Source organism: Vallitalea longa (genome assembly GCF_027923465.1).
In the GTDB taxonomy this organism is placed as follows: domain Bacteria; phylum Bacillota; class Clostridia; order Lachnospirales; family Vallitaleaceae; genus Vallitalea; species Vallitalea longa.
The window spans coordinates 21,287-34,481 of the sequence record NZ_BRLB01000006.1; the positions used below are offsets into that span (position 1 = coordinate 21,287).

General features: G+C 31.6%; 9 protein-coding genes and 2 other annotated features. Of the genes, 5 read left to right on the forward strand and 4 right to left on the reverse strand.

Annotation, left to right across the window (positions count from 1 at the left end):
• Positions 1-58: 58 nt before the first annotated feature.
• Both QMG30_RS11565 and QMG30_RS11570 read right to left on the reverse strand, forming a co-directional pair.
• Complete coding sequence (locus QMG30_RS11565) at positions 59-832, reverse strand: ABC transporter permease (protein ID WP_281815511.1); 774 nt, start codon at positions 830-832, stop codon at positions 59-61.
• Entirely contained in the window at positions 825-1,748 is a 924-nt protein-coding gene (locus tag QMG30_RS11570; RefSeq protein ID WP_281815513.1) for an ABC transporter ATP-binding protein, read from the reverse strand. Before QMG30_RS11570 ends, QMG30_RS11565 begins: the two co-directional genes overlap by 8 nt.
• Before the next feature lie 452 nt (positions 1,749-2,200).
• Between QMG30_RS11570 and QMG30_RS11575 the strand changes: the two genes are divergently transcribed.
• The 3 genes from QMG30_RS11575 (at position 2,201) to surE (ending at position 5,384) form a co-directional block, all read left to right on the forward strand.
• The gene (locus tag QMG30_RS11575) at positions 2,201-2,683 is read left to right on the forward strand and encodes a GNAT family N-acetyltransferase (protein WP_281815514.1); all 483 of its coding nucleotides are present in this window, start codon (positions 2,201-2,203) and stop codon (positions 2,681-2,683) included.
• A gap of 94 nt (positions 2,684-2,777) precedes the next feature.
• A complete protein-coding gene (locus tag QMG30_RS11580) occupies positions 2,778-4,565 on the forward strand; it encodes a M3 family oligoendopeptidase (RefSeq protein WP_281815516.1) in 1,788 nt (595 codons plus the stop codon).
• A gap of 69 nt (positions 4,566-4,634) precedes the next feature.
• Entirely contained in the window at positions 4,635-5,384 is a 750-nt protein-coding gene (surE, locus tag QMG30_RS11585; protein ID WP_281815518.1) for a 5'/3'-nucleotidase SurE, read from the forward strand.
• A 225-nt stretch (positions 5,385-5,609) separates the two neighbouring features.
• Here the strand turns inward: surE and QMG30_RS11590 are convergent, their stop codons facing one another.
• Complete coding sequence (locus QMG30_RS11590; RefSeq protein WP_281815519.1) at positions 5,610-8,006, reverse strand: valine--tRNA ligase; 2,397 nt, start codon at positions 8,004-8,006, stop codon at positions 5,610-5,612.
• A 76-nt stretch (positions 8,007-8,082) separates the two neighbouring features.
• Positions 8,083-8,298, reverse strand: a binding site (T-box leader).
• 325 nt (positions 8,299-8,623) lie between these two features.
• Positions 8,624-8,852: a binding site (T-box leader), on the forward strand.
• A gap of 121 nt (positions 8,853-8,973) precedes the next feature.
• Here QMG30_RS11590 and ileS point away from each other — a divergent pair.
• Positions 8,974-12,111 carry an isoleucine--tRNA ligase gene (ileS, locus tag QMG30_RS11595; RefSeq protein ID WP_281815521.1) on the forward strand — a complete coding sequence of 1,046 codons (3,138 nt, stop codon included), beginning with the start codon at positions 8,974-8,976 and terminating at the stop codon, positions 12,109-12,111.
• Positions 12,112-12,246: 135 nt separating this feature from the next.
• Here ileS and QMG30_RS11600 read toward each other — a convergent pair whose 3' ends face one another.
• Positions 12,247-12,753 (reverse strand): DUF5698 domain-containing protein, encoded by a 507-nt coding sequence (locus QMG30_RS11600; RefSeq protein WP_281815522.1) that lies wholly within the window; start codon positions 12,751-12,753, stop codon positions 12,247-12,249.
• Between the two features lie 196 nt (positions 12,754-12,949).
• Between QMG30_RS11600 and QMG30_RS11605 the strand changes: the two genes are divergently transcribed.
• Entirely contained in the window at positions 12,950-13,120 is a 171-nt protein-coding gene (locus QMG30_RS11605; protein ID WP_281815523.1) for a ribbon-helix-helix domain-containing protein, read from the forward strand.
• Positions 13,121-13,195: the final 75 nt, after the last annotated feature.

The window sequence follows — 13,195 nt, forward strand, 5'->3', positions numbered from 1 at the left end:
ATAGGAATATAAGATAAAAGCAACAAATTATCTGAGCTCTTTTAATAAATAACAAATATCAATATAGGATATCTTTTTTGGAAAATATAAAGCAGCTTATAATGTATGAACCAATTCCATAAATCGCAAGTACACCTACATAAGTTACAGCTTCATTAAAATCAAATGGTTTAGTTAATAAGCTGTATAAATCAAAATAATTAGTTATTAAATACGGTTTGACAGATTTTATTAGTTTATTAACATAAGTTAAAATAAGAAATATACCTATACCGGTTCCTACGGTTGCACTTCCACTGTGAAACTTCATGCTTATGAGCAATATTAACATACCAAAACTAAGTAGTGGTAATGACGAAATCAAGTATGAGCTAAAAGTTAATAAAATACCTTCTCCAGTTGAATATGTTGTGCCTTGTAACATGAAATAATCTCCCCATCCAAAAAATAACATACCAAATAGATAAGTTGTTAACATAGCAAAAATCAGTAGTGATAGAATAGAGATTCCTAAAGCAATAACTTTTGATAATAAGAATTTTCCTCTTGTTATTGGGTGTATCATCTGTAGTTTTAAAGTTCCGCTAGAATATTCTTCAGTATACATATCAGAAACGAGAACAGTTATTAATATTGGCAATAAAATCTCTAAATACATTTGTAATGTTTCAATTGGCAGTAATTGACCAATTATATCTTCATTATTACCTGAATTAAATATTAAATTACCGATGCAGGGTACAAGTGCTAACAAAACCAGTATCCCCATGAAAATATATATCCTTTTGCTTTTAAATATTTTGATAAGTTCGTTTTTAACAATATTATGCATTGTGATTGCCTCCTTGTGTAATAGATATAAAGTATTCTTCAAGTGAAGGTTTTATTGGTATAACATAATCTACTATTATATTATTGGATATAAGAAATTGATTAAGTTTACCTGAATGACTTTTTTCCAGAGTTATTTCTAATCCATTCGGTATTTTATTAATTGATTTAATATAAGTTATGTTTTTAAGTATATCAGGTAAATGATTAGTTGGTTTAGTATGTATCTCTATAATTTCATATCTGTTGTCTAATAGATCTTTCACAGCTCCTTCAGCAATGATTGCTCCTTCTTGTAATATCGCAACTTTATTACAGATTTGTTCCACTTCATATAGCAGATGAGTTGAAATCAAGAAAGTTATATCTTGTTCAATTGCCAACTGACTTATTATTTCTCTTATTTCTTTTATGCCTTGAGGGTCTAGTCCATTAGTGGGTTCATCTAGTATAACCAAGCTTGGATTATTTAATAGGGCTCTGGCAATACCAAGCCTCTGTTTCATACCTAGAGAATAAGTTTTTACTTTATCTTTCGATCTTTTGGACAAACCTACTAGATGAAGCAATTCTGATATTCTTTTTTTAGTTACATCAGGATGTAGATTAGCTATTAATCTAAGGTTATCGTAAGCTGATAGATATGTATAGAATCTAGGTGTTTCAACTACTGCACCAACTCTACTGATAGCTTTATTGAACTGTTTTTTCACATCATAACCATCTATTTTTATGGTTCCCTTATCATTTTGTAAAAGGTTCAGTATCATTTTGATAGTAGTTGTTTTTCCAGCACCATTTCTACCTAGAAATCCATAAATGTCTCCTTTCTTGATTTTTAGATTGACATTTCTGATTATCTTTTTAGTACCATATAATTTTTCCAGTTCACTGACTTCTAGTACATAATCGCTCATAATTTATCTCCTTTGTTTTCATAGTAATTAACTTAGTATAATATTTATTTTGTTTTATTTATATTAGATAACAAATTACTAGAGGTAACCTCTATACAACTTATCAACCTATTATAGTTAAACTTTCTATTTTCCTTAAAATATTATATTGAGTATAGCCTTGTTGTTCTTACTTTTACTAATTTTAATGGCTAATAATAGATAGACTCTTATAAAGATATTAAGAAATTATTAACTTAATCGATTTTTCTTACCTATAATTGTATGAATGCTAATAAAGGGTTATAATTTTTATTTGTTTTTCTTATATAAAGCCTTTAAATTAGCTTACTTATATGAAATATTGAAGTAGGGAAGTTGAGTAACTGATATATGATATAAAAATATCGCCATAAAGTATTATTGATGTGATACAATGATATATACAAGCCAAATATATAGGAGTGGGTTTAATGGATTATAATATAGTGAATATGAATCGCGAGTATGCTGCAGTCATATCTAAGTGGATTTATGAAGAACCATATAATATTTATAGTGGAGATGGAAGTAATGAGTATATAGAGGAATTATTAGACGGTTCTTATTATGCAGTTCTAGATATGAATAATGAATTGATAGGATTTTACTGTTTTGGAAATGCAGCTCAGGTACCTGCAGGCAATGAATATGATGTCTATTCCAATAAAGATTTAATAGATATAGGGTTAGGTCTACGACCTGACTTGTGTGGTAAAAGTAAAGGGTATGATTTTTTATCAAGAGAATTGACATATGCACAGAAGAAATTTGATAATAATGATTTTAGATTAACTGTTGCAGAGTTCAACAAAAGAGCAATAAATTTATATGAAAGAGCTGGATTTTCTAAGGTCACAGCATTTGTAAGGGAAATGCCAGATAATGAAATGAGATTTATAGTAATGGAAAAATAGAAACTAGCAATGAAATTCCAAATTACATATAGCTAAATTTGGTACAGTAATTTATAATAAATGTATTAAGGGTAAAATTGAAAGGAGTAAATTTATGAGTACACATTGGGATTTAACATCGCTTTATAAATCTTTTGATGATCCTAACATGGAACAGGATCTAGAAAAAATAAAAGATGAGACTACAATACTTAAGGAATGGTTTCAGAAAGAGATTGATGATACAAGACTAAATGATACTGAAAAAATTACATATATATTGGAAACCCTCACATCAATAGAGTTCAAAATTGATCGTTACGCAGCCTATTCACGTTTACAATCAGCTACAGATACAACTAATCAGACTGCTCTTGAAAAACTAAGTGTTATTGATACTATGTTACCAGTAGTTACAGAATTGGAAGTTATGTTTCAAGAGTATTTGAGTAAAATTGATGCATTAGAAAATGTTTTGTCTTCTACACAATATCTGCAAGAACATAAATACATATTGTTTGAAATGGTAGAGAATGATAAACACAGTTTAGATAGTGACACAGAAAGTATAATAGCAAAGATGAAAACTACGGGTTCATCAGCTTGGACTAAGTTGCATCAGCAATTATTGTCTACTCTACAAGTTGAATTACCAGCAGTTTATGGTTTAGAAGAAGATGTGATACCAATTAGTGCTGTGAGAAACATGGCTTATTCACATGATAAGAATGTAAGAAAACGTGCTTATGAGAGTGAAATAAAGGCTTATGACAAGATAACACTTCCTATGGCTGCATGCCTTAATGGTATTAAAGGGGAAGCTATTACACAGACTGGATTAAGAGGATTTTCTTCACCACTTGATATGACACTTTTCTATTCCAGAATGGATAGTAAGATACTGGATGTATTACTTGAAACAATAAGAGAAGCTCTACCTGTTGTTCGTAAGTATCTTAAGAAAAAAGCTGAGCTTTTGGGATATGAAAATGGTCTTCCATGGTATGAATTATATTCCCCATTAGGAGAGAATGTTTCTAAAATCAGTTATGAAGAAGCTAAGAAAATTGTTCATGACAATTTTAAATCATTCAATCCGAAACTTGCTGATTATGTCGAAATGGCTTTTGATAAAAATTGGGTTGATGTTGAGCCAAGAGCAGGTAAAAGAGGAGGAGCATTTTGTTCCAATCTTCCTATAGGAGAGAGCCGTGTTCTATTGAACTTTGATGGGGCGCTCACTAATGTTATTACACTTGCGCATGAACTTGGTCATGGTTATCATGGACATTGTTTGAAAGATGAGCGTTTGTTTAATAGGAATTATACAATGCCTATTGCAGAAACAGCATCTACCTTCTGTGAAACTATTGTTATAAAATCTGCTTTAGCCAATTGGGACGATAAGAAACGTTTTGCTATACTTAATGATCAAATTCTAAGATATGTAGGTATTCTAATGGATATTTATAGCAGATTCTTATTTGAACAGGCTGTGTTTGAGCAACGTAAGCACGCTACTCTATCAGTTGATATGTTATGCGAGCTTATGGCAGATGCTCAGAAAGAAGCTTATGGTGATGCTCTTGACCATAAGTATAATCATCCGTATGCGTGGGTTAGTAAAGTGCATTATTATTATGTTAACAGAAATTATTATAATTTTCCTTATGCTTTTGGATTGTTGTTCGCAAAAGGGTTATATGCAATGTATGAGGAAGAAGGAGATAGCTTCTTACCTAAATATGATACTTTGTTAAAATCAACTGGTAAGAATTCAATTTTTGGTATAGGACAGAGTGTAGGTATTGATTTGACTGATATCGAGTTCTTTAGAGGTGGTTTGAAAATGGTAGAAAATGATATAGATATGTTGATAGAATTAATAGATAAAGAGTGTTAGACATTATAGCTAGTCCTAAAGTATAAAAGGGCTAGCTAAATTTATATAAGCAGTAGAAGGAGGATAACTATGAGACTATTAATTACTAATGATGATGGTGTTCATGCGAAAGGGATTCATATTTTATGTAAGGAATTAGAAAAGTATCATGATATCGTAATAGTAGCTCCAAGCGATCAGAGGAGTGCTACAAGTCATTCTATTACGATAAGAGAACCTTTGATTGTTAATGAGGTGGAACTTCCTGGTCTGAAATCTAAAGCGTATTCAGTTAGTGGGACACCTGCGGATTGTGTTAGAATAGCTGTAGATCAGATAGTTGATAAGGTGGATATGGTTATCTCTGGAATAAATATTGGTTATAATTTGGGAACTGATATATTGTATTCGGGGACTGTTTCTGCAGCAGTGGAAGCTACGTTATGTGATATTCCGGCAATAGCAGTTTCTACGGAGTGGCATGCTGAATTATATTCTTATGAGAATGCGGCGAAGTATGTTAGGAAGATAATTGAAGTGGCTGATACTAATGGGTTACAGGATGATATAGTGTTGAATGTTAATGTTCCGCCTATAGAGAAGAAAGATATTAAGGGGCTTAAGGTTTGCAGGATTGGAAAGGTGCAACATAGTCATTATTATGTGAAGGATGATAGTGATAAAGAGAATGTAGTTTACAGATTGGAAGGGGTTAGGAAAGTTGAGCATGATGAAGAGACAGATTCTTATTATATTGATAAGGGATATGTGACGGTGACACCTTTGCATTATGATTTGACTAATTTTGGGATATTAAATGAAGTGGAAGTGTGGTTCTAGCGCTTAATTAGTTATAGTAGGATGACAACGGAAGTATGAGTAAGTGTTATATGATTCGTTTTACTTGCCTTAATCCTTGGGAAGGATAGGTCAGCGTAAACCGAATCATATAACACTTTTTAATATTGAGGGAGTAGTATTTAGTGAATGATATGTGGTTATAGTGATTAGGGGGTTATTATATAAGGTGAATTTAGTGGGTGTATAATTTATTTTTTATTATGATTATATTATCTGTATTGTAAAAGTTTCTGAGGTATTTATTATGATGCTTTTTGAGTGGGTTGCTGCTTGGAGGTCAGGGAGTACTTTTGTAAGGGTTTGTTGGTAAGGTGTGGGGAGGGTTATTATTATTTTGGTTAGTTCGTGTTTCATGGATAGGGAGTGTTCGGTTTTGTATTTCCTTGCTTCGGATAATATTTGTTTTATATATGTTCCAAGTTCAAGGGATTTTTTGTTGATGGATTTCTTTATTTCCCATTTCAGTAGGTGGATGGATATTTCTTTTTCATATTCTTGGTAGTAGTTTTTGTATATTTCTTCTGTTATGAATGGGGTGAATATTGAGTAGGCCTTTAATAGTCCAAGTAGGGTGGTGTATATTGTGAATTGGGCTGATTTTCTGTTATCGTGGCCGTGGATTTCTGGTTTATATAGTCTGTCTTTAACTAATTCAAGGTAGTTATCGCAATAGTCGTTCCAGAAGAAGTTGTCTATTGTATTTCGGGCTAGACCTATTTCGTAGTTGTCTAGGTAGTTGGATGCTGTTTGTAGGGTGGAGTTTAGTTTATCCATGATCCATTGGTCTTGGGGTAATATATAATCACTTTTTTGGTGGTTGTAGTTTTCAAGGTGCATTAGTGAGAATTTGCTTGCGTTCCATAGTTTGGTAATAAATCTTTTTGATATTTTCAGGTCGTCTATGGAGAAGGTTGTGTCTGTTCCTAATTTGGCTGATGCTGTCCAATATCTTATGCTGTCGGCAGAGTGAGTCATAATTAGTTGAGTAGGTTCTGTTTTTGAGTTCTTTTTGGATTTGCTTATTTTTTCACCTTTTCGTGCTAATACGAAACCGCATATCATAATATCTTTCCAGGGAATTCTACCTAGATGGAAATATGTTTTGGCTATTGTGTAGAATGCCCATGTTCGTATTATTTCGTGGGCTTGGGTACGCATTCCCATTGGTATTATTCTGTCTGTTATATCATCTTTTTCCTTCCAATGTCCATTAATAAGAGGAGATACGGAGGAAGTTGCCCAAGTGTCAAGTACAGCAGTTTCAGGTATTAAGTGGGTTGAACCACAAGTACAAGGATGGCTAGGGGGAGATTCTATCGGGTTGATGGGTAATTCTTTTTCGTCTGCAATTATTACTCTACCACAATCAGCACAATACCATACAGGGAAGGGTACACCGAAGTAACGTTGTCTTGATATACACCAGTTCCATTTTAGATTTTTTACCCATGTGATATATCTTGTTTTCATATGTGATGGATACCAATTGATCTCATCTGCAAGACTTAGCAATTTTTCTTGGGAGCTTAAAATATCAATATACCATTGTTTGGAAGGTAATATTTCTACTTCTGTTGAGCATCTTTCGTGAACTGATACATTGTGATTAATTGAGATACTCTTTATGAGAAGTCCGTTTTCTTCAAGCAGGGAGATTATTTTTTTACGTGCTTGTTTAATTGTTAATCCACTGATGTATTCAACATTGTCATCTATAATACCTTTTGAATTGATAGTTTTTTTATAACTGAAGTTATATTTTTTGTACCATTCAAGATCGGTAGTATCACCAAATGTACAGCACATAACCATACCAGAGCCTTTATCCATATCTACATTTTCATCGGACATGATAGGAACTTCAAAGTTGTATAAAGGAACTACAGCTTTTTTTCCTATGAAGTGATTATTCTTTTTATCCTTAGGGTTTATAAAAATTGCTTGGCAAGAGTTGAGTAGTTCTGGTCTTGTTGTAGCAATCTCCAGTATCTCATTATCTACAAAGAATTTGATATGGTTAAAGGTTGATTTTACATCTTTTGATTCTAGTTCTGCCTGTGCTATAGATGTTTGGCAATTGGTGCAGTACAGAACAGGACTTTCTTCTAGGTATACTTTTCCCTTTTTGTATAAATCGATAAATGATTTTTGTGATATTCTTTGTGACAAGGGAGATATTGTTTTGTATGATCTGGTCCAATCACAGCTGAAACCTAAAGAACTCCATAATTCTTTGAATTCGTTTTCATATTTTCCAATAATCTCAAGACATCTATCATTGAATTCACTTCGTGGCAGGTCTTTTGCTTTTATGTTGAGTTCATTTTCAACAAGTCTTTCAGTAGGTAATCCATTATTGTCGAATCCAAAAGGATAAAATACATTGTATCCCCTCATTCTTTTGTATCTGGCGATCATTTCAGCTTGGGTATATGAAAATATATGACCTATATGAAGTTTACCACTTATAGTTGGAGGTGGTGTATCGATAGAGTATATATCATTAGAGGCATCTAAATTAAATTCATATATTTTATTTTCTTCCCAGAATTTACGTATTCTTGGTTCTGTTTCTGTTGGGTTATATTTTTTGTCTAACATTAAAACACATCCTTTCAAGAGTATCGTTAAATAGATATTAAAATTAGGTAATAAAAAATCCCCAATCCTAAAACTATAATAGGACGGAGACTATCCGCGGTACCACCTAAATTCATGATATCATGCACTTTAATTCTGATAACGGAGAAATCCGATGAGGTCTAGTCCCATAATATATGGTTTCTTCTCATTGCTCAGAGACTACTTCTTTGTATTGTTCATAGAGTATTTCACCATACTACTCCTCTCTGGAATCCCAATTACAAATACTACTTCTCGTCAAAGCTTACTAATCAATAAAATTTAATAAACAGTTTAAATCTTTTTTGTTCAAATGTCAATAATAATTTTATTATTTTTAAAAAAATAGATAATTATTAATAATATTTTATGTTTTGAGATTCAATGATATACAATAAATAATATTTATTATATTTTGTTGAGATGGACTAATAGTTAATGAATGATTTTTATGAATAATATTTAGCACTGTTTTGCATAATAAATAATATATTATAACTAAATAAATAAATTAATTTTTATTAATTGCTTAATTATATCAAAATATTAATATTTGTTTGACACATATGGATATGCATGATATAATTAGCGCTATATTAAAAGCGCTGATGAAGAAATGGTAATTACATTAGTTGTTTTAGAGAGCTGATGTTTGGTGAAAATCAGTACAACAGTATTTACTAAATCCCTTCTGAGCTTATTAGCTGAAAATAAGTAAGCGAATACGGGAGGTCCCGTTATAGACCAGGGTTTGATGGAACCTTCAATGAGCGGTCTTATTAATAAGACAAATAGGGTGGTAACACGGCATAGTTCGCCCCTACAGTATATCTGTAGGGGCTTTTTGAATGCCTGTAATCAACTGCGTATAACTTAAATAAAAAATTTTATTTAGGTATTAGAGTTCATATGAAGCGTTCCTAGTCACAAAAAAAGGAGGAATATTATGTGCAATAGTGAAAAAGAAGATAACAGAAAATTAGACTTTGTGACCATGGAACATGACATACTAAGATTGTGGGAAGATGGAGACTATTTTCATAAACTACAGAATAAAAATAGGAACAACCAGATATTCAGATTTCTAGATGGACCAATAACAGCTAATAATCCTATGGGAGTCCATCATGCATGGGGGAGAACCACTAAAGATATTTTTTTAAGATACAAAGCCATGAATGGATATTCATGTCATTATAGGAATGGATTTGATACTCAGGGATTATGGGTTGAAGTTGAAGTAGAGAAAGAATTAGGATTTGCAACTAAAAACGATATTGTCAAGTATGGATTAGATAATTTCACTAACAAATGTATTGAACGAATAAATAAATACAGTCAGACAATAACTAAACAGTCAAAAAGATTAGGTCAATGGATGGATTGGTCAAATTCCTATTATACTCATAGAGACAATAATATTGAAGGCATATGGCATTTCCTAAAAAAATGTCATGAAAAAGGTTGGATTGTCCAGTATAATAGACCAATGGCTTGGTGTCCAAGATGTGGGACTTCACTTTCAGCTCATGAAATGTCAGGTTCTTATAAACAAGTAACTCATAAATCAGTATTCTTTAGATTACCGGTTATTGGTAAGAATTACGATATGCTAGTATGGACAACAACACCATGGACATTAGCTGCCAATGTGGCTTTAGCGGTAAATCCAGAAATAGATTATTGTATCGTAGAAATTAACAAAGATAATAGGCAGTTAGTTCTGGCTAAAGAGGCTCTAGGCGTATTGAAAGACTTCAATAAAAAAGTAGTAGAAATTATAAAAGGATCTGATTTGTTAGGATCAGAATATGAAACATGTTTCCCTAATATGGAACAGCAAAAAAATATACAACACGAAATCGTTCCATGGAAAGATGTAGATGCAGGTGAGGGTACAGGTATAGTTCATATAGCACCTGGATGTGGAGAAGAAGATTATGAATTAGGGAAGAAATTAGGACTTTCACATATTCAGCCTGTAAATGAAACGGGTTTATTCTTGGATGGTTTCGATTTCTTAACAGGAAAATCTATAAAAGATACAACACAACTAGTCTTTGATAGGTTAGCTGATGACAATAAAATGTTTAAAATCATGGAATACGAGCATAGTTATCCTATATGTTGGCGTTGTAAATCTGAGGTTATATATAGATTAGTAAAGGAATGGTATATAAAAAGTGATGAAGTAAGACCTAAGTTGATTGAAGCAGCTAAAAATGTTAAGTGGACACCTGAGCATATGGAAAAACGTATGATAGATTGGTTAAGCAATATGAGTGATTGGAATATATCAAGAAAAAGATTTTATGGATTACCTTTACCATTCTACGTATGTAACAATTGTGGTAAGCTGACTGTAATAGGTTCTAAAAAAGAATTAATGGAAAGAGCTCTTAGAAAAGCTGAACTGCCAGAACTTCATAGACCATGGATAGATGATGTTAAGATTGTCTGTCCAGAATGTGGTGAAGAAGTTACTAGAGTACCAGATATAGGAGATGTTTGGTTAGATGCTGGAATTGTACCTTTTACAACTCTAGGGTATTTTGAAAATAAGGAAAAATGGAAGGAATATTTTCCAATTGAATGGGTAACTGAGATGAGAGAACAGATAAGATTATGGTTCTATTCCATGTTATATATGGGTGTTGTTCTAGAAGGAAGAGCTCCTTATGAAAAAGTGTTAGCTTACAACATGGTTGTAGCTGAAGATGGTACCAGATTCTCAAAAACAGGTTATATGATAAAATTTGATGAAGCTGCTGAGGAAATAGGTTCTGATGGTATACGTTACCTTTTTGCAGGAACGTCAGTCAATAATGAAGTAAGATTTGGCTACAATTCAGGCAATGAAGCTAAGAGAAAAATACTTAATCTATACAATGTATTTGCTTTTTTTAATATGTACGCATCAATAGATAAACCAGATATAATAATGGATACAGCTAGTTTATCATCTCTAGATGACATGGATAGATGGTTGTTGTCTAGAACCCAAGAATTCATAAAGACATGTACAGAAGCCTATAATGATTATAATACTGTTCTAATAATAAAAACTTATGAGAATTTTATAGATGATGTTTCTAACTGGTATATAAGAGTGAATAGAAGAAGGTTTTGGAAAGCAGATAACGATGATAGTAAATTAAATGCTTATAAATGTTTATATTTTGCCCTGAAGACAGTTGTAAAAATAATGGCACCTGTCATACCTTTTTTGACTGAGTATATATGGCAGAGTTGTATTAGAAAAATGGAAAATGATGCTGAGGAGTCAGTGCATTTATCTGATTGGTCGGTTTATAACAGTGATTTGTATAACGAGGAGATAATTAATGAAGTTGATATAGCAAGAAAAGTTATAAATCTAGTTCTAAGATTAAGAAATGAAAAGCAAATTAAAGTTAGACAGCCGTTAGAAAAGATATATGTGTTGGAAAATCATAATTATGTGACCGCTATTGAGAAATTCCATAAAGTGGTTTTAGGTGAGACAAATGTTAAGAAAATAGTTTTTGTTAAAGATGTAAAAGAGTTGCAAGAAGAATATCTTTCTCTAAATTTCAAGGAAGCAGGTTCCAAATTAGGCAAAGAACTACCTAAGGTCAAAAAGTTGCTTGATAATATTGAATCAAATGATATGGATGAATTAGTCAGACAATATGATAACGGAGATAAAATATATCTAGAAGGTTATAACAATTCTCTACCCGTAGAGTATTTCAATAAACAGTCCAAAGCGAAAGAAAATGTTCTTACGGCGAGAGAAGAAGATTTAGTTGTAGGATTATCAGCTGTCATAAGTGATGAATTAAAAAGAGAAGGATATGTTAGAGACATAATACGACATTTTCAAGTTTTCAGAAAGGAACTTGATTATAGCTTAGAACAAAAGGTTGATGTAGCAATCATTTCTGATGATGCAGAGATCAATAGGGCTGTTGATGAATATAGGGATTATATTATAAATGAAGTATTGGCTGATACATTGAGTAATTGTTTGGTTAATAGTATGAGTAGTAGAGACATTTTATTAGATAACAGGAAAGTCAGAATAGCCATTAAAAAATATTAGATTAGTAAACAATCAGTTGTAATATCTTATATCAAGAAAATGTTATAATAAAAAGCTGCTTCTAAATGTTTTAAAAATAGAAGTAGCTTATTATTAAAAGAAATTATTTTAAATGCAAGGCTATAGCATATTTTGTTATTTTAACAATTTACTATATCTTCTTTTGAATTTTCTAGGTTCAAAAGAAATAATAAAGGCATTAGGTTCATACATTTTTACCAATTCCCATAGCGTATCTTCTTTATGCCTGTCCATTAGAATTTCTAAGCGGTATCTCTTACCTCCGTTTCCTTTCCCTTCAAAAACTGTAACCCTGAATCCTGATTGTCTTAGTTTATCAATAAACAGTTGATTTTCATGTTTTAGACTTATGTTGTAAGTTATATGTCCAATGGCCAATTTCTTTTCAATTAGGTTACCAATGAATATTCCAACTCCAAAGCTAAGAGCATAGATAAACATAGTCAAGAAGGTTTGATTACCACTAATAACAAGTGATAGACCAAATATATATACTGCTGCTTCAAAAAAACCAAATACAGATGCTATTATACTATTATTTTTTACCATAAAAATAGTTCTCATTGTAAGAAGGGGAACGTAGAGTAATTGTAATATTATTATTAAAAGTATTGTTTCCATTAGGAATCTTCCTTGTCTTGGTGGACTTTGATTATTAATAATAATATGTGTAAATGGAGAATTTTTATACGATACATTTATTTGAACACAATTACAGGTATTACTTTTTATTTGTTATATTTATAATTATTAATTAATTTGACTTTTGTTCGACAAAAGTATAAAATAATAATGTCGAGCAAAGAGAGGTGAATATTTGACGGAGAAGAAAATGGGTCGACCGACTGATAAACCAATGCCAGTAAGGGTTGGGTTTAGGCTAGATACAGAAACTTTGAATAAATTAGATAAATATTGTAATGTTAATAATATATCTAGATCAAAAGCAATAAGAAAAGCTATTCTTCGGTTGATTGATGATAATTAAATAGGAAGTGGTGTAGATGTCGAGCAAACAATATTCACCACTTCCATAAACACCGCTATCATTAAATAGAGGTAA